Here is a 22,527-nt window from a genome sequence, read left to right as displayed (position 1 = left end):
TTTTCTGAACTGGCACCGGAGTGTTTCGATTGTTTCAGGCTGGCGGCCTAGACGGCACCGCTATGAAACGAAAGCGTCAGGCTCCGCATGCCGTCAAGACGACATGCGGCAGAGCCGGCGCAAGCAGCCTCAGGGTTCGCTGCGAGGCAAAGTGTGCAGCAACAGATTGGAAAAGTGCAGAGGCGTCGAGACAACGCCTCAAGGAGCAGTGGCGCTCAATGCCCGTCGAACGAAATCAGCGTACGGACGTCGACGCCGAGTGCTTCGAGCTTTTTGCGGCCGCCGAGCTCGGGCAGGTCGACGATGAAGCAGGCGGCAACGATGTCGGCGCCGATCTGGCGCAACAGCTTGACGGCCGCTTCGGCGGTGCCGCCGGTGGCAATGAGGTCGTCGACGAGGATGACCTTCTCGCCTGCCTTGACCGCGTCCTTGTGCATCTCCATCTCGTCGAGCCCGTATTCGAGGCTGTAGGCGATGCGCACGGTCTCGTGCGGCAGCTTGCCCTTCTTGCGGATCGGCACGAAGCCGGCCGACATCTGGTGGGCGATGGCGCCGCCGAGGATGAAGCCGCGCGCCTCGATGCCCGCGACCTGGTCGATCTTGGCGCCGGCATAAGGATGAACGAGCTCGTCGATGGTACGGCGGAAGGCGCGTGCATTGCCGAGCAGTGTGGTGATGTCGCGGAACATCACACCGGGGCGCGGATAGTCGGGGATCGTCCTGATGGTGCCGAGCAGCGTCTGTTCGAGCGAGGTATTCATCGGCGGGGGCTCCGTTGCCGGCGGCGCCGCGGGGGCCTCCCCGCAATCAACGCCCTGGCGCTGTGGTTCGCGCATCGTCCCGGTTCGGCACCGGAGATGCAGCGGAAGTTGTGACGGTTTGGAAGGCAAAAGAAAAGGGCGCCTTGTGAGCGCCCTTCACTATCAGTCTGCGGTGCGGCTTAGTGGGCGACGTTGGCCCAGACCCTGCGCTTGGTCGCGTAGACCAGGCCAGCGAACAGCACCAGGAAGATCATGACCGCGAAGCCGGTCTGCTTGCGTGCCTCGAGATGCGGCTCGGCAGCCCACATCAGGAAGGCAGCGACGTCGCGCGAATACTGCTCGACGGTCTCGGGCGAACCATCCTCGTAAGTCACCTGGCCGTCCGAAAGCGGTTTGGCCATAGCCAGCGACTTGCCGGCGATGAAGAACGGATTGTAGTGCGTACCCTCGGCGATTTCCATTCCGGCCGGCGGCTGTTCGTCATAGCCGGTGAGCAGCGCGTGGATGTAGTCGGGGCCGTTCGACGCGTACATCGTGAAGATGTCGAAGACGAAGGTCGGGAAGCCGCGTTCGACGCCGCGCGCCTTGGCGATCAGCGAGAAGTCGGGCGGTGCAGCGCCACCATTGGCAGCAGCAGCAGCGGCCGTGTTCGGGAAGGGCGACGGGAAATGATCGCCCGGCAGCGCCTTGCGGGTGAACATTTCGCCTTCAGCGTTGGGACCGTCCTGCACTTCATACTCGGCAGCGAAAGCCTTGACCTGCGCTTCGGAGTAGCCGAGGTCCTCGAGCGTGCGGAACGCCACCAGGTTCATCGAGTGACAGGCCGAGCACACTTCCTTGTAGATCTTGAGGCCGCGCTGCAGCTGGCCCTTGTCGAAGGTGCCGAACGGGCCGGCAAAGGTCCAGTCCATTTCCTTCGGCTTGTGGATCGGGAAGTGCGTCGGCTCGGCAGCGTGGTTCGCTTCCTCGGCTGCGACCGCCGCGCCGGCGGAGCCGACGAGGAGGAAGCCGATGGCCGCCAGACCGTTGAGAATCTTTTTCATTCCAAAATCCCTTTCAGATTCTCGTTGGTTCAGCCGCGGGTTTCGGGCGCAGCGGTTGCACCGGCCGGATGAGCCGAGCCGCCCTTGTTCTTCTCGAGCACCGCTTCGGTGATCGAATTGGGCAGGCGGCGCGGGGTCTCGATCAGGCCAAGAACCGGCATGATGACCAGGAAGAATGCGAAGTAGTAGAGCGTGGCCAGCTGCGACATGATCACGTAGGCACCTTCAGCGGGGCGTGAACCGAGCCAGCCAAGGAAGATCGCGTTGATGACGAAGAGCCAGAAGAACAGCTTGTACCACGGACGGTAGACGGCCGAGCGGACCTTCGAGGTGTCGAGCCACGGCACGACGAACAGCACGGCGATCGAACCGAACATGGCGAGCACGCCGCCGAGCTTGGAGTCGATGGGTCCGATGTTGAAGGTGACGGCGCGCAGGATCGCGTAGAACGGCAGGTAATACCATTCCGGAACGATGTGCGCAGGCGTCTTCAGCGAGTCGGCCTGAATGTAGTTGTCGGGGTGGCCGAGGAAGTTCGGGATGTAGAAGATGAAGTAGGCGAACACGGCCAGAAACACGACCATGGCGAAACCATCCTTGATGGTCGCATAGGGCGTGAAGGCGACGGTGTCGGTCTTCGACTTCACTTCGATGCCGGTCGGGTTGGTCTGGCCGGTGACGTGAAGGGCCCAGACGTGGAGCACGACGACGCCGGCAATCATGAACGGTAGCAGGTAGTGCAGCGCAAAGAAGCGGTTCAGCGTCGGATTGTCGACGGCGAAGCCGCCGAGCAACAGCTGCTGGACCCACTCGCCGACCAAAGGAATGGCGGTGAAGAAGCCGGTGATGACGGTGGCGCCCCAGAAGGACATCTGACCCCAGGGCAGAACGTAGCCCATGAAGCCGGTCGCCATCATCAGGAGGTAGATGATGCAGCCGAGAATCCACAGCAGCTCACGCGGCGCCTTGTAGGAGCCGTAGTAGAGACCGCGCATGATGTGGATGTAGACGGCGATGAAGAAGAACGACGCACCGTTGGAGTGCATGTAGCGCAGCAGCCAGCCGGAGTTGACGTCGCGCATGATCTTTTCGACCGACTGGAAGGCCAGCGTCGTGTCGTTGGCATAATGCATGGCCAGCACGACGCCGGTGATGATCTGCGCCACCAGCATGATCGAGAGGATGCCGCCGAAGGTGTAGGCGTAGTTCAGGTTGCGCGGAACCGGATAGGAGACGAACGAGTCGTGCACCAGCCGCGGCAGCGGCATGCGTGCATCGATCCAGCGGCCGATGCCGGTTTTGGGCGAATAGGTCGAGTGTCCACCGCTCATGGAATTATGTCCCCCTGCCTCAGCCTATCCGGATCGTCGTGTCGGAAAGAAACTGGAAATTCGGTATGTGAAGGTTTTCCGGCGCCGGTCCTTTGCGGATGCGGCCCGCCGTGTCGTAGTGGGAGCCGTGGCACGGGCAGAACCAGCCACCGAAATCACCCTGCTGGCCGAGCGGGACGCAGCCCAGATGGGTGCAGACGCCAACCATGACCAGCCAGTTTTCCTTGCCTTCGCCGGCGGTGCGATCGATGTCTGTCGCCTGGGCGTCGCTGGAAATGTTGGCGTTGCGCGCGACCGGATCCTTGAGGTCGGCCATCGGCACTTCCTGTGCCGCCTTGATCTCTTCGGGGGTGCGGTTGCGGATGAAGACAGGCTTGCCGCGCCACTTGACGGTCAGCGACATGCCTGGCGTGAGCGACGAGACGTCAACTTCGACCGACGAAGCGGCGAGCGTCGAGGCGTCCGGGCGCATCTGGTCGATGAAGGGCCAAGCCACGGCGGCAGCGCCGACTGCACCGGCCATGCCGGTAGCGACATAGAGAAAATCGCGGCGATTTGGCTCGCTCGTATCGGTTGCGCTCACGGGACTGATCCTTTTGCCTCAATTCCAACCAGAGGCTGAGCAATTGTCCCCGCTCAACGATGCAAGCCCGACAGCGCATGGCAACCAGGCTAGCGAATTCCTCCGGCATTTGGACTTCGGTTTATGCGTGAAGGCCCTTTTTGTCCAGACGCCATACGGCACATGGGCAGATTGTCGCGGGGTCGATGCAAAGCAGTGGAAAACCTCTGCCAAAGCGCTCGCCGCAGCGGGTTTGCGGGTTGTTCAGCAGTCCCTGACATGAGCGCGGTTTGAGGTCGGCGACGGCAGGCTGCGCAGGCGCTGGCAAAGCATCGCCAAAGGCTCAACTCGCGCCGAGTCGCACCAGCACCTCGCGCGGGATCGCATAGTCGCGGATGGCATCGTCATGCCTGCGCAGGCCGCACAGTTCGCGCTGGATGAAATAGGCATAGACCGCGTCCGCCGCAGCCTTGACGAGCACACGGCGCTGCTCGGCATCGCCTTGATGCTTATTGAGCTTGCCAAGCGCTTCGCCGACCCGCTCGCCGGCACGGCCAAGTGCGGCCGCCTTTTCGGCGAGCAACTCGTATTCGAGAACGTTGAGCGTCTGCTCGGAACGGTTGGACAGAATGGAGGGCGGACGAACGGAGGACATGGCGCGATCCTACTCCGCCGCGAGCCTGTCGGCCAGGAAGCCGCCCGACTGGCGCTTCCACAATTGCGCGTAGAGCCCGCCCTTGGCGATCAATGCATCATGGCTGCCTTCCTCGACGATGCGGCCCTCGTCGAGCACGATCAGCCTGTCGAGGGCGACAATGGTCGACAGCCGGTGGGCGATGGCGATGACGGTCTTGCCTTCCATCAGCCGGTCAAGATTGTCCTGGATCGCCGCCTCGACCTCCGAGTCGAGCGCCGAGGTCGCCTCGTCGAGGATAAGGATCGGCGCGTCCTTGAGCATCATACGGGCGATCGCCACGCGCTGGCGCTGGCCGCCCGACAGCTTGACGCCGCGCTCGCCGACATGGGCGTCGTAGCCGCGGCGGCCGCGTGGATCGGCGACGTCGACGATGAAGTCGTGGGCTGCGGCGCGACGGGCGGCATCGACGATCTCGGCTTGCGACGCCCCTGCCCTGCCATAACCGATGTTGTCAGAGATCGAGCGGTGCATCAGCATCGCATCCTGGCTGACGACGCCGAACTGGGCGCGCAGCGAGGCCTGGGTGATGTCGCGAATGTCGCGACCATCGATCATGATGCGGCCCTGCTCGACGTCGAACAGGCGCAGCGCGAGGTTGACGATGGTGGTCTTGCCGGCACCTGAAGGACCGACGAGCGCCACGCGCTCGCCCGGCCGGATATGCAGATTGAGGTTTTCGATGACGCCGCTGCCCTTGCCGTAGTGGAAGGAAACGTTGTCGAACAGGATGTCGCCGGAAGCGCGCGGCAGGACAGCGGCATTTTCAGCATCGCGGATCGCCGGCCGCACTGAGATGGTGCGGGTGGCGTCCTGGATGGTGGCGTAGTTGCGGACGAGCCCGTTGATGTTGAACATCATCCAGCCCGACATCTGGTTGAGCCGGAAAACGAGGCCGAGGGCCGCGGCGATGGCGCCGGTGGAGATGTCGCCACGCGACCAGCTGACGATGCAGATGGCAGCCACCGCCGTCATCATCACGCCGTTGATCAGCGCCACCGCCGAACGCACGGTCGTGATCGAGCGGGTCAGCCTGAATACCGCGCCGAGATAGCTTTCGAGCCCGTCGCGGACATAGGCATGCTCGCGCCGGCCGCTGTCGAACAGCTTGACCGCCATGATGTTGGTGAAGGCATCGACAAGGCGGCCATTGAAGATCGAGCGCTGGTCGGCGGTGGCACGGCCGGCCCGGCGCATCTCGGGCAGAAGGAAATAGACGATCGCGGCGTAGCCGAGGAACCAGGCGAGCACCACCGCCCCCATCAGCGGGTCGAGCGAGACAAGGATGGTCAAGGACAACAACACGAAGGTGAGGAAGGCCCACATGGTCTGCAGCACGTTGACGATGAAGTCGCCGACGGCCTCGCCGCCCTGCACAATCTTGGTGGCGATACGGCCGGCGAAATCGTTCTGGTAGAAGTCATAGGGCTGTTCGATGACACGCCGGAACGCCTGCCAGCGCACCATGGAGAAGAAGCCAGGCACCACGATCTGCTGTTCGACGATCGCCGAGCCGATGATGATGACGGCACGGACCACAAGGATCAGAACGAGCAATCCGGCAAGCTCGGGCCAGTGGTCGGCGAACAGGCGCTGCGGGGTGGTGGCGTCGAGCAGGTCGATGAGCCAGCCGACCGACCAGTAGAGGGCGGCGTCGATGGCGCCGGCCAAAAAGCCGCTGATCAGAAGCAGCGTGAACGGACCCTTCGCCTGGCGGGCGAAGTAGAGGATGAAGGCCCAGGCGCTCTCCGGCAGGACTTCGCGGTCGGTGTCCTGGAACGGGTCGATCGCGCCTTCGAGGCGGCGCCAGAGTTTTTCGCGGAGGGGGTCGGGGGTCATGGCGTGCTCCGCGCGGGCTGGCGGGAGGTGCCCGGCGCGGGGTAGCGCGAGACGCTTCGCGCAGATTGGCACCAGATGCTCAGCTGAGGTTGGCATGAGGCACTATGCCGAGGTCGGTGCGAGGCCCGTCGCAAATATTCCTGTCGCAAATATTGGCGCGAGGCACCCCCCTCTGGCCTGCCGGCCATCTCCCCCGCAAGGGGGGAGATCAGGCGCGTCGCCGTCGTGCCATTTTCTGCAGCGTCGCACGAGACTTCGTTTCGACCTCTGCATTTGGGCGCGGCGCGGATGAAGGCATGATCTCGCCCCTTGCGGGGGAGATTGCCGGCAGGCCAATGGGGGGTGCCTCGCACGACAGTAACCATCACGCTGGCCTCGATTCGTCGAGCACGCCATCCTCGTTGAACAGGAAGCCGCCGGACTGGCGTTTCCACAGGCGGGCGTAGAGGCCGTCGAGCGCGAGCAGTTCGTCATGGGTGCCCTGCTCGGCGATGCCGCCCTTGTCGAGCACGACCAGCCGGTCGAGGGCTGCGATCGTCGACAGGCGGTGAGCTATGGCAAGCACCGTCTTGTTCTGCATCAGCGCATGCAGGTTTTCCTGGATCGCCGCCTCGATGTCGCTGTCGAGCGCCGAGGTCGCCTCGTCGAGGATGAGGATCGGCGCATCCTTGAGGAAGACGCGGGCGATCGCCACGCGCTGGCGCTGGCCGCCCGACAGCTTGACACCGCGTTCGCCGACGAAGGCATCGTAGCCTTGGCGGCCACGATTGTCGGCGAGCGTCTGGATGAAGTCGTGCGCCTCGGCCTGGCGTGCGGCGGCAACGACCTCGTCGTCCGATGCATCGGGTTTGCCGAGCTTGATGTTGTCGCGCAGTGAACGGTGGAACAGCGCCGTGTCCTGGCTGACGACGCCGATCTGGCCGCGCAGCGAATTCTGCGTGACGGTTGAAATGTCCTGACCGTCGATGAGGATGCGCCCGCCCTCGAGGTCGTAGAGGCGCAGGATGAGATTGGCGAGCGTGGTCTTGCCGGCGCCCGACGGGCCGACGATGCCAACCTTCTCGCCCGGCTTGACGACAAGCTCGATGCCGTCGAGCACGCCGCCGCCCTTGCCATAGTGGAAGACCACCTTGTCGGCGCGGATTTCGCCGCCCTTGACCGCCAGTTCTCCGGCATCGGGCCTGTCGACAAGCCCAAGCGGCTGGCTGATCAGCGCCTTGGAGTTTTCAAGCACACCGAGATTCCTGAGGATTCCGTTGAGCTGCATCATCAGCCGGCCGAGCAGCATGTTGAGGCGCAACACGAGGCTGAGCGTGAAGGCGACGGCGCCGACAGTGATCGCACCCTCGATCCAGAGATGGATCGAATACCAGGCGATGGCCGTAATCATGACGCCCGACAGTGCCGTCAGCGCCAGGCGCACACCGGTGAGCCTGCGGGTGAACGGCCGCAGCGCATCGAGATAGATGTCGAAGCCGGAGCGGATGTAGCGGTCGTCGCCGTCGGCAGCGAACAGCTTCAGCGTCTGCACGTTGGAATAGCTGTCGACGATACGGCCGTTGATCATCGAGCCGGCCTCGGCGGTCGCCTCTGCATGCTTGCGGATCGACGGCAGGTAATGGTTGGCGAGGAAGCCGAAGGCGACGATCCACACGACGACAAGTGCCGCGAGCCGCCAGTCGAGGCCGGCGACCACCGCAAGCGTGGTGACGGTGTAGACCAGCATGAACCAGACAACCTCTATGAAGCTTTCCATCAGGTCGCCGGTCGCCTGCCCAGCCTGCCAGACCTTTGTCGCGATGCGGCCGGCAAAGTCGTTCTGGAAGAAGGAATAGGACTGGCGCGAGACATGGCGATGCGCCTGCCAGCGTACGAGGTTGTAGAAGCCAGGCGTGATCGTCTGTTCGTCGACGAGCGCAGACAAGCCGACGACGAACGTGCGGATGACCAGCACGACGAGCGCCATGAACAGCACTTCGGGCCCCGCGACATCCCACAGTGCCGCCCAGCTACGATCGGCGGGCAAGCCGTCGAGGATATCGACGAGGCGGCCGACGAAATAGAACAGCCCGGCCTCGACAAGAGGGGCGATGCCGCCGATGACCAGCATGGCGAAGAAGGCAACTTTCGCCTGACCGACATAATGCCAGAGGAAGCCCCAGACTGTCGCCGGCGGCCTGAGATTCCTAGGTTCCCGGAAGGGATAGACCCAGCTTTCGAACCATTTGTAGATTCTGTTCATCAGCTCTCTGGGCTATCCGGCTGCAACGACTCACTATTTTCGGCCCAAACCGACCATTGAGGCAACCGTGACTTGGCAGGAGAAACGTGCCGCCAAGCCAGGCGAATCTTGGGCGGCATGTTCACAAAATGAGGAGGGCTGGCCCCCATCCGAAATGAAAGAGGCCTTCCGCACCGGCGGAAGGCCTCGATAACGATCCACACTACTCTGCTGCCTGGCTCTTGGCCTCGCCGTCGTTTGCCGCCGCATCGACAACGTCGTCGAGGAGGAAGCCGCCGGATTGGCGTTGCCAGAGGGCTGCGTAGATGCCGCCCTTGGCAACCAGTTCGTCATGCCTGCCCTGTTCGACGATGCGGCCTTTGTCCATGACCACCAGACGGTCCATCGCGGCGATGGTGGACAGCCGATGGGCGATGGCGATGACGGTCTTGCCTTCCATCAGTCGATAGAGGTTTTCCTGGATCGCCGCCTCGACCTCGGAGTCGAGCGCCGACGTCGCCTCGTCGAGGATCAGGATCGGCGCGTCCTTGAGCATTACACGGGCGATCGCGATGCGCTGACGCTGGCCACCCGACAGCTTGACGCCGCGCTCGCCGACATGCGCCGCGAAACCCTTGCGGCCCTTGGGATCGGCAAGAGTGGCGACGAAGTCGAGTGCTTCGGCGCGCCGCGCCGCCTCGATCATCATCTCTTCGGTGGCGTCGGGACGGCCGTAGAGGATGTTGTCGGCGACCGAGCGGTGCAGCAGCGAGGTGTCCTGCGTCACCATGCCGATGCGGGCGCGCAGGCTGTCCTGCTGGACGGCCGAAATATCCTGCCCATCGATCAGGATGCGGCCGCCCTCGATGTCGTAGAAGCGCAGCAGCAGGTTGACCAGCGTCGACTTGCCGGCACCCGAGCGGCCGACGATGCCGACCTTCTCGCCAGGACGAACGTTTAGCGTGAGATCCTCGATGACGCCTTTCTTCTTGCCGTAGTGAAAACGCACATTTTCGAAGGCAATGCCGCCCTTGTCGACCACGATCTCCTTTGCCTCGGACTTGTCTTCGACCAGGCGCGGCATGGCGATCGAGGTGATGCCATCCTGGACGGTGCCGATGCTCTCGAACAGGCCGGAGACCTCCCACATGATCCATTGCGACATGCCCCAAAGGCGCAGCACCAGGCCAAGCACGACCGCGACCGCGCCGATGGAAACGGCGCCGTTGAGCCACAGCGAGATCGACAGGATGCCAACCGACAGAAGCAGCGTCGAGTTGAGCAAATAAAGCACGCCGTAGAGCGAGGTCACCAGCCGCATCGAACGGTAGACCGTATCCATGAACAGCGACATGCCTTCCCTGGCGAAGGTCGCCTCGCGGCGTGAATGCGAAAACAGCTTGACGGTCTGGATGTTGGTGTAGCTGTCGACGACGCGGCCGGTCATTGTCGAGCGCGCGTCGGCCTGCTCTTCAGCCAGCTTGCCGAGACGCGGCACGAAGTAGCGCAGCAACAGCACGTAGCAGACGAGCCAGACGATCAGGGGGGCGGCAAGGCGCAGGTCGGCCGAGCCGACGATGATCAGCACGCCAATGAAATAGACAATGACGTAGTTGAGCACGTCGATCAGCTTGACCACGCATTCGCGCACGGCGAGTGCGGTCTGCATCAGCTTGGTGGCGATGCGGCCGGCGAACTCGTCCTGGTAGAAGCTCATCGATTGCTTGAGCAGGTAGCGGTGCACCTGCCAGCGGATGCGCATGGGATAGTTGCCCATCAGCGTCTGCTGGTTGACCAGCGACTGCAGCACCACCATGCCCGGCAGCACGACCATGACGATGAAGGCCATGCCGGCGAGCTTCCAGCCTTCGTTCTGAAGGAAGGTCTCGCGGTTCTGGGCCGACAGCCAGTCGACGATGTTGCCGAGGAAGCCGAACATCCACACTTCCGCAAGCGCGATCAGCGACGTCAGCACGGCGGCGATGACGATGTAGAGCCAGGCACCCTTGGTGTAGTGCAGGCAGAAGGCGACGAGCGTCTTCGGCGGCTCGACCGGTTCCTCAAGCGGGAACGGATTCAGTCTGTTTTCAAACCAGCGGAACATTTCAGTCTCTCAGTTCGGTATGCTGCACGCGGCGAATTCCGCGTGGGACGTATCTTGGAAGGTCACTGGCACGGCCATATTACGCCGGATTCTTGGAGTTAAGAGCCGGCGGGGGGCTTTCGAAATGTAGGGGGCCGCTGAGGATTCGGCGAATCCTCAGCTATTGCCTCCTGACATCGTTCCGGCAGCAGGCCGGGTAGCACCCGGCCGGCCGGCAAGCCGGCCGATCAGGGCAGCGATGCGGCCGAACAGCGGCCTGTAGCTGGGGTCGACGACGACATTCGACATGTCGACATCGGGCAGCATGCCGCGATGCGGCCGCTGGCGTACCGGAGGGTGCGCCTTGGGCTGATGCGCGCCGAGCGCCAGCATCATGGCATGGCGCCTTGCTTCAGCTAACTCGTTGCGGTGGGCGAAAAATGCAGAGTCGTGTTCGTTACGGGCGTTGTGCCCGGTGGGGATGTTGACAAACATCGGAATTGTCCTTCGAAAACCGGATAAGGGCTTCTGCGGACCGCGATGCGAATATGCCTGGAATTGTCAGGAAAAGTCGTCGAACCGGTCCGCCCTCAGGCAGTACGTCGCCCACAGTCGGGGCGGTGTGTGTCAAGCAGCATCATGTACCCCTCCATCGGTTCGGGTTGACAATGCAGGCCGTATACTCCCCTTCGCGGCAGAACGCCACAGCATCATCTTCACTTTTTGCTTGGGCACGACTTGCTGTGGCCTTGCTGCCACAGATTAGGACATCAACATGAACGGCCCATTCCGCATCGCGCTCTACCAGCCCGACATCGCCGGCAACACCGGCACCATCCTGCGCATGGCGGCCTGCCTTGGCGTCGCCGTCGACCTGATCGAACCCGCCGGCTTCGACATCTCCGACCGCTCGCTGAAACGCGCCGGCATGGACTATCTCGAAATGGCGGCGCTGACCCGGCACGTCGACTTCGACCGCTTCGAGGACTGGCGCCGAGGCGAAGGCCGTCGCCTGGTGCTGCTGTCGACGAAAGCCACCCTGCCCTACACGGATTTCCGCTTCGAACCAGGCGATGTCGTCTTGGTCGGCCGCGAATCGGCCGGTGTGCCGGATCACATCCACGATCTCGCCTTCGAGCGGCTGCTCATCCCGATGCCCGGCGGCGGTCGCAGCCTCAACGTCGCGCTGGCTGCTGCGATGGTTTCCGGCGAGGCGATGCGCCAGCTCGGCTGAAATGGCTGCCGCGAGTCGCAGTGCAGCCGCGGCGAAACAGCCTCCTGGCAAACCGTCGTTCCAGTCGTCGGCAGCGGGTCTCGCCATGTCGTCATCCTTCCTTGCACGGTGAAGGATATCCTCGTACAACCTCAACTAATATTGAGGTCAAGCGGGAATTTTCGATGGCAAGCGAACTGACTGTCGGCGAGGTGGCAAAACGCAGCGGCGTTGCGGTTTCGGCGCTGCATTTCTACGAGACGCGCGGGCTGTTCCACAGCCACCGCACGGCTGGCAACCAGCGGCGCTACTCCAGGGACGTGCTGCGTCGGGTAGCGGTGATCAGGATCGCCCAGGATGTCGGTATCTCGCTCGCCGACATAGCCGCCGCCTTCGCCGCCCTGCCGGACGGGCGCACGCCGACGCGTGAGGATTGGAGTCTGCTTTCAACGGGTTGGCGCCACGACCTCGACCACCGCATCGAACAGTTGAAGAAGCTGCGTGACGGCCTGACCGACTGCATCGGCTGCGGCTGCATGTCGATCGACAAGTGCCCGCTGCGCAACCGCGAGGACCGGCTGGCACGCCAGGGCCCAGGGCCGCGGCGACTGCTGGTGGAGTAAAAACGGCCGATCCGGGGCGTTACCGTCCCGGATCGGTAGTGTTCGAAGCGTCAGCGCAGGATAGCCAGGTCGCGCAAGCCGGCATCGAGGCCCTCGCCCGCCTTTTCAGCTGCACCGCTCTCCATGTTGACCTTGTAGAGCATGCCGCCTGCGGCCAGCCACGCGGTGTTGGCGCCATCTTCCGATGTCTGAATATCGAAGCCGACGGCGTCGCTGGGCTCGATGCCGAGCTTGCCGATCGTCTTCAGCGTACCGTCATTCGGCTTGGTCTGCTGCAGGAACAGCCCGCCGGCATGGATGTCGTACATCGCCGTTTTTTCGGGCTTGCCGAAGGAATTGGTATAGGCGGTGGCAATGACCTCGGTCGGCATCTCGGCACTCGCATCACCAGCCTCGAAGGCGAGCTTGCCGTCTTCGGTTACCGCGCCGGTCGCGGGATCGGCACGCAGATTGGTGCCGTCCGACGCAATGACGCGCAGCTTGTCGGCTGCCGGGTTGAAGTCGACGCTGACCTTGGCGCCCTCGGGCGGCAGCTTGGATAGCTTCGACACCGCCGTAGCCGCACCGGTATCGAGGTTGATGGTGACCAGCGAGCCGTCGCCGGCCAGGCCATAGACCAGGTTATCGGACGAACGCAGGTCGATACCATGGAGCTTGTCGACCCCGGTCACCTCGATCTTCCTGACCTCGCCGGGCTTGTCGGTGTCGAACCAGATCAAGGTCTTGTCGCCGGAAAGTCCAAGCGCCGGAGCGGCCACTGCCATTGTGGAAAAGCCGGCGAGCATTGTGCCCGCAAGGGCGATATGCAGTGCGATGCGGTTCATGTCGGTCTCCTTCTCGTTGGTCGGTGAGCGCTGGTGATTTCGCGTCGCTCGCCGGCCTTACCCACGGGATCGGGTTCTGGATGCAGAACGCCGCAAATTTCTCAGAAGGGCTTGCATCCCGTGATGCATCTGGCGTGTATCGTTGCAAACGGGCGAGAAGGGACCGCATGTCGGCTGTCGAACGAAGCGACCAATTCTGTGACGGCCTGATGCTTCGGGTCGCGAGCGGCGACCGCGAGGCGCTAGGTGACCTGTTCGCCAGCGAGGCCGGCAGGCTGATCGCCATCGCTCGCCGCATCCTGCGCCGCAAGGATCTCGCCGAGGAAGCAGTGCAGGAAGGCTTCATCGCGGCCTGGAAGCATGCGCCGCGCTTCGATCCGGCGCGCGGCAGTGCCCGCGCCTGGCTGACCACCATCGTCCGCAATCGCGCGCTCAACATGCTGCGCGACGGCCAGCGCCTGCATCTGACAGGCGACGACATGGCCAGGCACGGTGAAAGCGACAGCAGCGCCGACGCGGCCTTCGAGGCTCTCGACGAGGCCGATGCGCTCAAGCATTGCCTGAGCCAACTGGACGAGCCGCGGCGCAGGTCGATCCTTCTGGCCTACGTGCTGGGCTACACACATGGCGAGATCGCAGCAAAACTGAACGCGCCGCTGGGCACAGTCAAAGCCTGGATCCGCCGCGGAGTCATCGCCTTGCAGGAGTGCCTGTCATGAGCAGCGACAGCGAACACCTTGCCCACGCCGGCGACTATGTGCTCGGTCTGCTGGATGATGACGCCCGCGCCGAAGCGGAGCGCGAGATGGAGCGCGACCCGGAATTTGCCGAAGCCGTGCGACGGCTCGTCGAACGCATGTCCAGCCTCGACCACACGGTGAAGCCCCACGACGTGCCTGCCGGCATGTGGGACGAAATCCTGGGCAAGATTGCAACGCTGCCGCAGGACCACGGCGCCTCGCCGCCGGAACAAAGCGCTGCCAACCAGAACAGCGCGACCCAGATGCCCCCCTGGCGCAAACTGGCCTTGGCAGCGTCGCTCGCGGCCGCTTTCGGCCTCGGCTATGCTGGCGGCTTTGTCATGAAGACGACGCCGGAGCCGGTTGTGCTCGTGGTGCTGCAGACACCCGACAACACCACGGGGGCGGTGTTCGAGGCCTTTGCCGACAACAGCGTCAAGATCATCCCGCTCGCCGATTTCGAGGTGCCGCAAGACAAGATCATGCAGGTGTGGACGCTCTACGACGCTGCAGTCGGTCCGGTTTCGCTGGGCACGCTAATCAGCGCCGAGGTGACCACGCTGAAGGGCCAGGCGCTGCCTGTGCCTGCGGCTGACCAGCTCTACGAGATCACGCTCGAACCCCGCCCCGGCTCGCCGACCGGCAAGCCGACGGGACCGATCCTGGTCAAGGGGCTTGCGAAACGGCCGGCCGGCTAGAGCCTTTCACGTTTTGACGGAAGCGTATCCGGCGTTTGCGAAATAGTTCTCGCATTCGCCGGGTTCGATGGTCGCAACGAGTTGACCGACGTGCCGCCACGTTTCTTCGACGGTGCGCTTCTGGGCTTGGCGCATCCAGTGTTTGATCTTGGCGAAGGCCTGCTCGATCGGATTGAGGTCGGGTGAGTAGGGCGGCAGGTACCAAAGCCTGGCGCCAGCGGCCTTGATCATCTGCCTGATGGCGACCGATTTGTGACTTCCCAGATTGTCCATGATGACAATATCGCCGGGTTTCAGCACGCCAACGAGTTGCTGCTCGACATAGGCGCGGAAGCACTGGCCGTTGATTGGTCCGTCAAAGACACAAGGTGCCGCAAGCCGGTCCCAACGCAATGCCCCCAGGAAGGTCAGGGTTCGCCAATGGCCGTGCGGGGCCAAGCCGCGCAGGCGCTTGCCCCTTGGCCCCCAGCCCCGAAGTGGAGCCATATTGGTCTTGATCCAGGTCTCATCGATGAAGACCAGGCACCGCGGATCCAGGCTGGCCTGCCAAGACCGCCATCGCCGACGCCTGCGAGCAATATCGGCTCGGCCCTGCTCAAGAGCGAGCAGTGTTTTTTTTGAAGCTCAGGCCCTCGCGCCTCAAGAACATCCAGACCGCATTGTGCGAGACCATCACCCCGCGTGCGGCCAACTCGTCCTTCAGCCGATGCAGCGTCAGTTCAGAGGTCTGGTTGATCCGCTCCACGATGAAGGCACGATGCGGCTCCAAAATCCGCTTGCGGTGTCCGCCCATCTTGCCCGGCGCAACCGACCCGGTGGCACGGTAACGCTGCGACCACTTCACAACCGAGGAAACGGCAACGCCGAAGCGCGACGCCACCGCACGGCAGTTCTCGCCGGCGCAAACCGCTTCGACAACACGCTCACGAAGATCGTTCGAAAGGGCTCGCGTCATCAGATGCTGGCCTCCATCCAGCCAGCATCTTGAATCACAAACGCCAATCTTTGGGAATCCTACGATTCTCTCAAAAAATGAAACGCTATAGTCAGCGCACCGAAGGTAGTTTTGAATCCCGCGCCAATGGCTTGCAGCCACCAGTTGCGGTTCCGCGGCAGCCCGACTCACTGTCGGCCCAGGGAAGATCAATCCGACGTCGGCAGGCGCCGGATGGTGAACTCGATGACGTCGCCGGGGCGTTCGAACCAGCTTTCGATCTCGGTCCAGTAGGCTTGCTTGGGCCAGCGCGAGAACCACTCCTGCGCCTTGAGCCGCGCGTCATTGCGCGGCAACACGAAAGTCTCGCGCAGGAACCCGTCGCGCGGCCTGCGCTCACGTTCGGCCCGGCTGCGCTGAAGCCTCTTGGCGAGGTCCTCCAGCGGCGGTCTGGTCGGTGTGCCCATAAAGAACTCCTTGACCCATGCCAGAAGGAGATTAGGGATCGCGCCGGACAATTACGAGTCATTTGTGCGGAGCCTAAATTGCAGCGTCCTGAAATCCCGGCGGGACTGCCGGCCGACATCGAAGACAGGAAGGCGCGCGCCCGCGCCTGGTTCGAGGAGCTGCGCGACCGCATATGCGTCGCCTTCGAAGCACTCGAGGACCAGGTCGAGGGACCGCTGGCGTCATGGGCACCGGGCCGTTTCGAGCGCACGCCCTGGCAGCGCGACGACGGCAAGGGCGGCGGCGGCATCATGTCGATGATGCATGGGCGCGTCTTCGAGAAGGTCGGCGTGCACACCTCGACCGTGCATGGCGAGTTCTCGCCGGAATTCCGCAAGCAGATGCCGGGCGCCGAAGAAGACCCGCGCTTCTGGGCCTCGGGCATCTCGCTGATCGCCCACCCGCAGAACCCGAACGTGCCCGCCGTGCACATGAACACACGCATGGTGGCGACCTCGCGCTGGTGGTTCGGCGGCGGTGCCGATCTCACGCCGGTGCTCGACCGCCGGCGCACGCAGGAAGATGCCGACACCGTCGCCTTCCACAAGGCGATGCAGTTTGCCTGCAACAAGCACCCTGGCGTTGCCGACCACCAGAAATACAAGGACTGGTGCGACGAGTATTTCTTCCTGCCACACCGCAACGAACCGCGCGGCACCGGCGGCATCTTCTTCGACTGGCAGCATTCGCCTGAGGAGAAGGGCGGCTGGGACGCCGACTTCCGCTTCGTCCAGGATGTCGGTCGCGCCTTCCTCGTCACCTACCAGCATCTGGTCAGGCAGAACTTCAACACCAACTGGACCGACGGCGACCGCGACGAACAGCTGGTGCGCCGTGGCCGCTACGTCGAGTTCAACCTGCTCTACGACCGCGGCACGATCTTCGGCCTGAAGACCGGCGGCAACATCGCCTCGATCCTGTCGAGCATGCCACCTGAGGTCAGGTGGCCCTGAGCCGGACGCATGGCTGCCCTGCCCGCCGTCGCATTGACGTGCGGGCAGCAAAGCTTTAGAGAGCGCGCTTTCCTTGGCCCTCGTCCTTTGGTGACGGGCCTTGCTCTCATTGGAAGATTTTCGTGACGATTTTCGACAACATGGTTCCGGCGCTGGCCGGAGCGCTCGCCGCGCGTGGCTACGAAACGCTGACCCCGGTGCAAACCTCGGTGCTGGCTCCCGAGGCCAGCGGCGTCGACCTCCTGGTCTCGGCCCAGACCGGCTCGGGCAAGACGGTGGCCTTCGGCATCGCCATCGCGCCGACCCTGCTTGACGGCCGCGAGCGCTTCACGCCCGGCGCAGCACCTTCGGCAGTGATCATCGCGCCGACGCGCGAGCTCGCCATCCAGGTGCGCCGCGAGTTCGAATGGCTCTATGCCGCGACCGGCGCCCGCATCGCCTCCTGTGTCGGCGGCATGGACATGCGCAAGGAACGCCGCGCGCTCGACGAAGGCGCCGACATCGTCGTCGGCACGCCGGGCCGCCTGCGCGACCACATCACCCGCGGTTCCCTGGACATTTCCGGCCTGCGCGCCGTGGTGCTGGACGAAGCCGACGAGATGCTCGACCTCGGTTTTCGCGAAGACTTGGAGTTCATCTTGGCGGCAGCACCGCAGGAGCGCCGCACGCTTCTGTTCTCGGCAACAGTGCCGCCGCAGATCGCCCAGATGGCCAAGCGCTTCCAGCGCAACGCGCTGCGCATCACCGCAGCAGGCGAAAGCCGCCAGCACGACGACATCGAATACCGCTCCGTGCTGGTCGCTCCGTCCGAGCGCGAGAACGCCATCATCAACACGCTGCTTTACTTCGATGCCCAGAGCACAATGGTGTTCTGCGCGACGCGCGAAGCGGTCAAGCACTTCTCGGCGCGCCTTGCCAATCGCGGCTTCGCCGTTGTGGCGCTGTCGGGCGAGCTGAGCCAGGCCGAACGCAACAACGCGCTGCAGGCAATGCGCGACGGCCGCGCCCGTGTCTGCGTGGCGACCGACGTCGCCGCCCGCGGCATCGACCTGCCGAACCTCGACCTCGTCATCCACGCCGACCTGCCGACCAACCCTGATACGTTGTTGCACCGCTCGGGCCGTACCGGCCGTGCCGGTCGCAAGGGCGTGTGCGTGCTGATCGTGCCGTTCCACCGTCGTGGCAGCGCTGCCCGCCTGCTCAAGCTGGCAAAGCTCGAGGCAACGACGCAGGCAGCACCGGGCCCGGCAGAGATCGACGCCCGCAACCGCGAGCGCATGCTGGCCGAACTCACCGACATCGAGGCTGCCGCCGAGGACGAGGCAACGCAGGTCGCCGAAATCCTCGCCGCCCACTCGCCTGAGACGATCGCGCTGGCCTGGCTGCGCCAGCAGATGGCCTCGCGTCCCGCCGCCGAAGAGCTCTCGGACCGCCCTGTACCGGTGTTCGACGCCGCCAAGGTGGAACGTCCCGACAACCGCTTCGAAAGCGGCGTCTGGTTCGCCGTCTCGGTCGGCCGCAAGCACCGCGCCGAACCACGCTGGCTGTTGCCGCTGATCTGCAAGGCAGGCCGCGTCACCAAGCGCGAGATCGGCTCGATCCGCATCTTCGAGAACGATTCGCATTTCGAGATTATCTCCGAGCGTGCCGACGCCTTTGCCGCGGCCGTCGAGGAACAGGGCACCGGCGAAAAGGGCGTGACCATCACCCGTACTGGTGCCGCGCCTGCATCCGACCACGGCGCCAAGCCGAAGAAGCAGCACCGCAAGGGCCAATTTGATCCCGCCGACAAGCCGCCCTTCAAGAAGAAGGCTTTTGAAAAGAAGCCCTACGAGAAGAAGCCGTTCGAAAAGCGTGCGGGTGACAAGCCGGCCTACGACAAGCCGGCGGGTGCTGGCGCGGCCAAGAAGTACAAGCCGAAGAAGAGGTTCGGCGAGTGATCGCCAAGCTCTCACTGGGTCTTACTTTTTCGTAAGGTTCGCGCTTGCCACATTCGGCGCCACAAAGAGAGTTTTGGGCGCCGAATGTGGCTAAGTGACCGTTTGAAAATATGTTTTTCGTCTAATATGCCCCTGGCAAAGCACGGCTATTTCTATCGCCGGGGCCGGGAAACGCCGGCGGCTCGATCTCTTGGGCCGCGACGCGACGTGACTGGACGGCCCCTCATCAGGCGGGTCGGTCCATTCGGGCGCCCGCATTCGTCGGAGAGCATGCCATGCGCAAGCTTCTTGTTCCGGCAGCCGCAGCTGCCATTTTTGCAACCTCTGCCGTAGCCTTCGCCGCCGTCCAGCATACGGACGGGACGATCAAGACCTTCGACGCCAAGGCGATGAGCCTGACGCTCGCCGACGGCACATCCTTCATGCTGTCGAAGAAGTTCAAGGATCCCGGCCTGAAGGCAGGCGAAAAGGTTTCGATCACCTGGGACATGAGCGGCACAAACAAGGTGGCTGAATCCGTCAAGATCGTGAAGTAGCGCCCAAGCCGCGCGCTGCAAAAAAGGGCGGAACACGAGGTTCCGCCCTTTTCATTGCGAGCCGGCGGAATCATTTTTTCAACCTGCAGCGTCAACCCACTGACAAAGCGGGACTTTTCCACGAATGCTCGGGCGGACCATCTCAATCTGTCGACTGGCCCACCACCAAGCGCAACCAATCGCCCGATTGCGTGTTATAGTGCACCCCCGAAACGGACGAGGAAGGAGACATCCGATGAAGGAATTTCAATGCGGGTCGCTTGTCCCCGGCTGCCAATGGCACACCCGCCACGAGGACGAAGCTGAAATCATTCGCCGCGTCGCCGAGCATATGCGCGAGACCCATGGCGAAACCATCATCCGCGAGACGATGATAGAAGCCATTCGCTCGCGCATCGAGAAGGTCCGCAACGCGGCCTGACCTCTGAATCGCACGCATAGTGCCTTCCGAAAATCGACACCAATTTTCGGGCCTATGCGCTAGGCTTTCAGCCTCTTGGCGGCGCGCTCGAGCAGCGCGTCGCGGTCCAGCACAAAGCCGCTGTCGACCCACTCTCCTTCCAATGCCTTGAGCAACGAACCGAGTGCGGCGCCCTCGACGCCAAGCGCGGCAAGATCGCCGCCGCGCAAGGGAACGTCGGGCTTTTGCCATGTGCCGATGAAGGACAGCAGGCGGAAATAGCCGCCGGCTTCGATCAGCGCCTTGTCGTCCTGCTCGGCGCGACCGCGCGCTGAGGCGAGATCGAGGCGCAGGCGATCGGCGATGGCTTCGACATTGCCGCGATAGAGCCGCTTGGCCAATTCGCCCTCGGTAACGGTTGGCTCAACCTTGGCGGTTGCCGCCCAATGGACCAGCCTGTCGGTTTCGACATTGGCAAGCCTCAGCCGGTCGCCAAGGGTTTTCATGCGCGCCGCATCCGGTGGCACGATCGATTCGAGCCGAAGCAGCGGGTCGGCTTTCCAGCCGAGATCGTTCTCTGCGCGGACCAGCGCGTGGATGGCATCGATGCCCCATTTTTCGCTCTCGGGCAGAGCGGCGGTCAGCACGCCGGCCTGGCGCATCCACAACATGGCACGCGACGGATCGGGTGCGCCGAGCAGCCGCTTGAGCTCCGACCAGACGCGTTCGGCGGACAGCCGCGCGATGCCGTCCTTGAGCCGGGCGCAGGCCTTCAGCCCTTCGGCATCGGGACGACCTTTGCCGTACCAGGCGAAGAAGCGGAAAAAGCGCAGGATGCGCAGATAGTCCTCGCGAATGCGGGTCTCGGCGTCGCCGATGAAGCGCAACGTCCGGCTGTCGAGATCGGTCAGCCCGCCAACGAGGTCGATCACGCTGCCGTCGGCACTGGCATAGAGCGCGTTGATGGTGAAGTCGCGTCGCTCGGCGTCAGCCTTCCAGTCGCTGCCGAAGACGACCTTGGCGCGGCGACCGTCGGTCTCGACGTCGGCGCGCAAGGTGGTGACCTCGAATGGCTTGCCGCCAGCGACCACGGTGATGGTACCGTGCTCGGCGCCGGTGGGCACAGTCTTGAAACCTGCCGCCTCGGCGCGGCGCACGGTTTCGTCAGGCAGATTTGACGTGGCGATGTCGACATCGGCGACGGGCTCGCCGAGCAGCGCATTGCGCACGGCACCGCCGGCGATGCGCGCCTCGCCGCCGTCGGCGTTCAGCACTGCGAGCAGTTTCTGCAGCTGCGGGTCGCTCAGCCAGGAGGCTGCCGATATCGTGGCGCTCATGTGTAGAGCCTTTCATAGAGCGCGCGGATGATGCCGGCGGTGACGCCCCAGATGTAACGCTCTTCATAGGGCATGGCGTAGAAGAAACGCTCCTGGTCCTGCCAAGTGCGGCTGGCGCGGCCGTGATTGGCCGGGTCCATCAGGAAGCTGAGCGGCACTTCGAAGACGTCGTCGACCTCGCCGGCATTGACGGTCAGCTGGAAGCCGGGGCGGACAACGCCGAGCACCGGTGCAATGCGGTAGCCGCTGCCAGTGACGTAGTCCGGAAGGCGACCGATAACATCGACGAAATCGGAGGTTATGCCGATCTCCTCGACCGTTTCGCGGAGTGCGGCCGCCTCGGGCGAGACGTCAGTCGGGTCGATGCGTCCGCCGGGAAAGGCGATCTGGCCGGAATGGCTCTTCAGCTTCTCGGCACGCTTCGTGAGGATGACCGTCGAGGCATCGCCGTGATCCACCACGGGGATCAGCACAGCGGCATCGCGCAGCCGGTCGTGCACGAACAGTTCGCGCATGTCCGGGTTCAGTACGTGGTCGCCATAGTCGGCAACCGCATCGTTGAGATGCTCCTGTGCGGCGCGCTGGCGGAAATCCTGCGCCGAATAATGCGCTGTCGGGGCATGAACCATCACGCGCTCAGCCGCTCCAGCTTGTCCCAGGGCATTATGGGGTAGACCTCACCCTTCGAACGCACGGCAAACATGTCCTTACCTGATATGTCGATGCGCTCGCCAACTTCGGCGAGCTCGTACATCACCGGACGCGCCACCAGCGCCTCGAGGCGCCCGCGGACCAGCAGGTATGGCTTGAGGCCGCCTGTCTCGGGCTCGTCGACAAAGCGCAGCGGATGCTCCGGGCCAACTTCGACGACATCGCCGACATTGGTGCGAAAGGTCAGGATCTGGTCAGCGCCCTCGCCCGTCACATTCATCTCGACAGCAACGAAATGCGCGTCGACGACGCGGATTCCGACCCGTTCCACCGGGGTGACCAGGTAGGTCTTGCCGTCCTCGTCCTTGCGCAGGACGGTCGAAAACAGCTGCACCAGCGGCAGGCGGCCGATCGGCGTGCCCAAATAGAACCAGGTCCCGTCGGGCTTGATTTCCATGTCGAGATCGCCGCAAAAATCGGGATTCCAGCGCTCGACCGGCGGCAGGCCCTTGCCGGCGCGGGCGGCACGCGAAATCAGCGCCTCGAGGCCGGCGGTGTCTCCGGCACGGGTCAGGCCAAGGTCAGTTGCCGCCTCGCGGCTATGGTCAAGGTCGCCAGTCATGGTCACGAAATAGTC

General features: G+C 63.8%; 23 protein-coding genes. 8 read left to right on the top strand and 15 right to left on the bottom strand.

The genetic code is table 11. The features are described from left to right. Positions 1-215 precede the first annotated feature (215 nt). From SLT36_RS10865 to SLT36_RS10825, 9 genes are all read right to left on the bottom strand, one after another. Positions 216-761, bottom strand: coding sequence for an adenine phosphoribosyltransferase (locus SLT36_RS10865; RefSeq protein ID WP_432287393.1), 546 nt, complete (start codon positions 759-761; stop codon positions 216-218). A 179-nt stretch (positions 762-940) separates the two neighbouring features. Beyond that, positions 941-1,804 carry a cytochrome c1 gene (locus SLT36_RS10860; RefSeq protein ID WP_432287391.1) on the bottom strand — a complete coding sequence of 288 codons (864 nt, stop codon included), beginning with the start codon at positions 1,802-1,804 and terminating at the stop codon, positions 941-943. 29 nt (positions 1,805-1,833) lie between these two features. Then, on the bottom strand, positions 1,834-3,135 hold the full coding sequence (locus SLT36_RS10855; RefSeq protein WP_432287390.1) for a cytochrome b: 1,302 nt from the start codon (positions 3,133-3,135) through the stop codon (positions 1,834-1,836). A 19-nt stretch (positions 3,136-3,154) separates the two neighbouring features. Next, complete coding sequence (gene petA / locus SLT36_RS10850; protein WP_245432124.1) at positions 3,155-3,658, bottom strand: ubiquinol-cytochrome c reductase iron-sulfur subunit; 504 nt, start codon at positions 3,656-3,658, stop codon at positions 3,155-3,157. Positions 3,659-4,040: 382 nt separating this feature from the next. Then, positions 4,041-4,352 (bottom strand): DUF6665 family protein, encoded by a 312-nt coding sequence (locus SLT36_RS10845; protein ID WP_432287388.1) that lies wholly within the window; start codon positions 4,350-4,352, stop codon positions 4,041-4,043. A gap of 9 nt (positions 4,353-4,361) precedes the next feature. Further along, a complete protein-coding gene (locus tag SLT36_RS10840) occupies positions 4,362-6,230 on the bottom strand; it encodes an ABC transporter ATP-binding protein (protein WP_432287387.1) in 1,869 nt (622 codons plus the stop codon). A 364-nt stretch (positions 6,231-6,594) separates the two neighbouring features. Continuing rightward, on the bottom strand, positions 6,595-8,472 hold the full coding sequence (locus SLT36_RS10835; protein ID WP_432287385.1) for an ABC transporter ATP-binding protein: 1,878 nt from the start codon (positions 8,470-8,472) through the stop codon (positions 6,595-6,597). A 202-nt stretch (positions 8,473-8,674) separates the two neighbouring features. Continuing rightward, a complete protein-coding gene (locus tag SLT36_RS10830; RefSeq protein ID WP_432287383.1) occupies positions 8,675-10,555 on the bottom strand; it encodes an ABC transporter ATP-binding protein in 1,881 nt (626 codons plus the stop codon). Positions 10,556-10,711: 156 nt separating this feature from the next. Further along, on the bottom strand, positions 10,712-11,029 hold the full coding sequence (locus SLT36_RS10825; protein ID WP_432287382.1) for a hypothetical protein: 318 nt from the start codon (positions 11,027-11,029) through the stop codon (positions 10,712-10,714). A gap of 280 nt (positions 11,030-11,309) precedes the next feature. Between SLT36_RS10825 and SLT36_RS10820 the strand changes: the two genes are divergently transcribed. Together SLT36_RS10820 and soxR are read left to right on the top strand one after the other, a co-directional pair. Then, positions 11,310-11,768 (top strand): tRNA (cytidine(34)-2'-O)-methyltransferase, encoded by a 459-nt coding sequence (locus tag SLT36_RS10820; protein ID WP_432287380.1) that lies wholly within the window; start codon positions 11,310-11,312, stop codon positions 11,766-11,768. Between the two features lie 164 nt (positions 11,769-11,932). Beyond that, on the top strand, positions 11,933-12,370 hold the full coding sequence (soxR, locus tag SLT36_RS10815; RefSeq protein WP_432287378.1) for a redox-sensitive transcriptional activator SoxR: 438 nt from the start codon (positions 11,933-11,935) through the stop codon (positions 12,368-12,370). Between the two features lie 50 nt (positions 12,371-12,420). Here soxR and SLT36_RS10810 read toward each other — a convergent pair whose 3' ends face one another. Further along, entirely contained in the window at positions 12,421-13,194 is a 774-nt protein-coding gene (locus tag SLT36_RS10810) for a DUF4394 domain-containing protein (protein WP_432287377.1), read from the bottom strand. A 167-nt stretch (positions 13,195-13,361) separates the two neighbouring features. Here SLT36_RS10810 and SLT36_RS10805 point away from each other — a divergent pair, with 167 nt between their 5' ends. Next, positions 13,362-13,913 (top strand): sigma-70 family RNA polymerase sigma factor, encoded by a 552-nt coding sequence (locus SLT36_RS10805; RefSeq protein WP_432287375.1) that lies wholly within the window; start codon positions 13,362-13,364, stop codon positions 13,911-13,913. After that, positions 13,910-14,632 (top strand): anti-sigma factor, encoded by a 723-nt coding sequence (locus SLT36_RS10800; RefSeq protein WP_432287374.1) that lies wholly within the window; start codon positions 13,910-13,912, stop codon positions 14,630-14,632. The genes SLT36_RS10805 and SLT36_RS10800 overlap by 4 nt, the downstream gene beginning before the upstream one ends. Before the next feature lie 6 nt (positions 14,633-14,638). Here the strand turns inward: SLT36_RS10800 and SLT36_RS10795 are convergent. Together SLT36_RS10795 and SLT36_RS10790 are read right to left on the bottom strand one after the other, a co-directional pair. Further along, positions 14,639-15,587, bottom strand: a protein-coding gene (locus SLT36_RS10795; protein ID WP_432283321.1) for an IS630 family transposase whose coding sequence is annotated in 2 segments (ribosomal slippage) — positions 14,639-15,250 and positions 15,252-15,587 — 948 coding nt in all. Because the reading frame shifts where the segments join, the coding sequence is not laid out codon by codon here. A gap of 188 nt (positions 15,588-15,775) precedes the next feature. Continuing rightward, positions 15,776-16,033: a hypothetical protein gene (locus SLT36_RS10790; RefSeq protein ID WP_184766810.1), complete on the bottom strand. Its 258-nt coding sequence runs from the start codon at positions 16,031-16,033 to the stop codon at positions 15,776-15,778. A 78-nt stretch (positions 16,034-16,111) separates the two neighbouring features. Between SLT36_RS10790 and hemF the strand changes: the two genes are divergently transcribed. From hemF to SLT36_RS10770, 4 genes are all read left to right on the top strand, one after another. Continuing rightward, complete coding sequence (hemF, locus tag SLT36_RS10785) at positions 16,112-17,026, top strand: oxygen-dependent coproporphyrinogen oxidase (RefSeq protein WP_432287372.1); 915 nt, start codon at positions 16,112-16,114, stop codon at positions 17,024-17,026. Positions 17,027-17,148: 122 nt separating this feature from the next. Further along, positions 17,149-18,966: a DEAD/DEAH box helicase gene (locus SLT36_RS10780; RefSeq protein ID WP_432287371.1), complete on the top strand. Its 1,818-nt coding sequence runs from the start codon at positions 17,149-17,151 to the stop codon at positions 18,964-18,966. A 275-nt stretch (positions 18,967-19,241) separates the two neighbouring features. Continuing rightward, complete coding sequence (locus tag SLT36_RS10775) at positions 19,242-19,502, top strand: DUF1344 domain-containing protein (protein ID WP_432287369.1); 261 nt, start codon at positions 19,242-19,244, stop codon at positions 19,500-19,502. Between the two features lie 235 nt (positions 19,503-19,737). Beyond that, positions 19,738-19,923 carry a DUF1059 domain-containing protein gene (locus SLT36_RS10770; protein ID WP_067959336.1) on the top strand — a complete coding sequence of 62 codons (186 nt, stop codon included), beginning with the start codon at positions 19,738-19,740 and terminating at the stop codon, positions 19,921-19,923. Between the two features lie 59 nt (positions 19,924-19,982). Here the strand turns inward: SLT36_RS10770 and SLT36_RS10765 are convergent, their stop codons facing one another. From SLT36_RS10765 to SLT36_RS10755, 3 genes are read right to left on the bottom strand one after another with little or no spacing between them, the layout of a single operon-like run. Beyond that, positions 19,983-21,239, bottom strand: a complete 1,257-nt coding sequence (locus tag SLT36_RS10765; protein WP_432287367.1) for a CCA tRNA nucleotidyltransferase — start codon at positions 21,237-21,239, stop codon at positions 19,983-19,985. After that, positions 21,236-21,868: a CoA pyrophosphatase gene (locus SLT36_RS10760; RefSeq protein WP_432288302.1), complete on the bottom strand. Its 633-nt coding sequence runs from the start codon at positions 21,866-21,868 to the stop codon at positions 21,236-21,238. Before SLT36_RS10760 ends, SLT36_RS10765 begins: the two co-directional genes overlap by 4 nt. After that, a complete protein-coding gene (locus SLT36_RS10755; protein WP_432288300.1) occupies positions 21,868-22,512 on the bottom strand; it encodes a DUF1285 domain-containing protein in 645 nt (214 codons plus the stop codon). Before SLT36_RS10755 ends, SLT36_RS10760 begins: the two co-directional genes overlap by 1 nt. Between the last annotated feature and the right edge of the window lie 15 nt (positions 22,513-22,527).

Origin of the sequence: Aminobacter sp. BA135 (genome assembly GCF_050859125.1) — a bacterium.
GTDB classification, from domain to species: domain Bacteria; phylum Pseudomonadota; class Alphaproteobacteria; order Rhizobiales; family Rhizobiaceae; genus Aminobacter; species Aminobacter ciceronei.
This window is presented reverse-complemented; position numbering and strand designations above follow the sequence as displayed.

Excerpts from the sequence above, each read along its gene's own strand:
- SLT36_RS10860 (WP_432287391.1), bottom strand. The coding sequence starts at position 1,804 with ATGAAAAAGATTCTCAACGGTCTGGCGGCCATCGGCTTCCTCCTCGTC.
- SLT36_RS10835 (WP_432287385.1), bottom strand. The coding sequence starts at position 8,472 with ATGAACAGAATCTACAAATGGTTCGAAAGCTGGGTCTATCCCTTCCGG.
- SLT36_RS10845 (WP_432287388.1), bottom strand. The coding sequence starts at position 4,352 with ATGTCCTCCGTTCGTCCGCCCTCCATTCTGTCCAACCGTTCCGAGCAG.
- SLT36_RS10840 (WP_432287387.1), bottom strand. The coding sequence starts at position 6,230 with ATGACCCCCGACCCCCTCCGCGAAAAACTCTGGCGCCGCCTCGAAGGC.
- SLT36_RS10820 (WP_432287380.1), top strand. The coding sequence starts at position 11,310 with ATGAACGGCCCATTCCGCATCGCGCTCTACCAGCCCGACATCGCCGGC.
- SLT36_RS10765 (WP_432287367.1), bottom strand. The coding sequence starts at position 21,239 with ATGAGCGCCACGATATCGGCAGCCTCCTGGCTGAGCGACCCGCAGCTG.
- SLT36_RS10825 (WP_432287382.1), bottom strand. The coding sequence starts at position 11,029 with ATGTTTGTCAACATCCCCACCGGGCACAACGCCCGTAACGAACACGAC.
- SLT36_RS10770 (WP_067959336.1), top strand. The coding sequence starts at position 19,738 with ATGAAGGAATTTCAATGCGGGTCGCTTGTCCCCGGCTGCCAATGGCAC.
- SLT36_RS10760 (WP_432288302.1), bottom strand. The coding sequence starts at position 21,868 with ATGGTTCATGCCCCGACAGCGCATTATTCGGCGCAGGATTTCCGCCAG.
- petA (WP_245432124.1), bottom strand. The coding sequence starts at position 3,658 with ATGGCCGGTGCAGTCGGCGCTGCCGCCGTGGCTTGGCCCTTCATCGAC.
- SLT36_RS10790 (WP_184766810.1), bottom strand. The coding sequence starts at position 16,033 with ATGGGCACACCGACCAGACCGCCGCTGGAGGACCTCGCCAAGAGGCTT.
- SLT36_RS10855 (WP_432287390.1), bottom strand. The coding sequence starts at position 3,135 with ATGAGCGGTGGACACTCGACCTATTCGCCCAAAACCGGCATCGGCCGC.
- SLT36_RS10830 (WP_432287383.1), bottom strand. The coding sequence starts at position 10,555 with ATGTTCCGCTGGTTTGAAAACAGACTGAATCCGTTCCCGCTTGAGGAA.
- SLT36_RS10865 (WP_432287393.1), bottom strand. The coding sequence starts at position 761 with ATGAATACCTCGCTCGAACAGACGCTGCTCGGCACCATCAGGACGATC.
- SLT36_RS10805 (WP_432287375.1), top strand. The coding sequence starts at position 13,362 with ATGTCGGCTGTCGAACGAAGCGACCAATTCTGTGACGGCCTGATGCTT.
- SLT36_RS10775 (WP_432287369.1), top strand. The coding sequence starts at position 19,242 with ATGCGCAAGCTTCTTGTTCCGGCAGCCGCAGCTGCCATTTTTGCAACC.
- soxR (WP_432287378.1), top strand. The coding sequence starts at position 11,933 with ATGGCAAGCGAACTGACTGTCGGCGAGGTGGCAAAACGCAGCGGCGTT.
- SLT36_RS10800 (WP_432287374.1), top strand. The coding sequence starts at position 13,910 with ATGAGCAGCGACAGCGAACACCTTGCCCACGCCGGCGACTATGTGCTC.
- SLT36_RS10810 (WP_432287377.1), bottom strand. The coding sequence starts at position 13,194 with ATGAACCGCATCGCACTGCATATCGCCCTTGCGGGCACAATGCTCGCC.
- SLT36_RS10755 (WP_432288300.1), bottom strand. The coding sequence starts at position 22,512 with ATGACTGGCGACCTTGACCATAGCCGCGAGGCGGCAACTGACCTTGGC.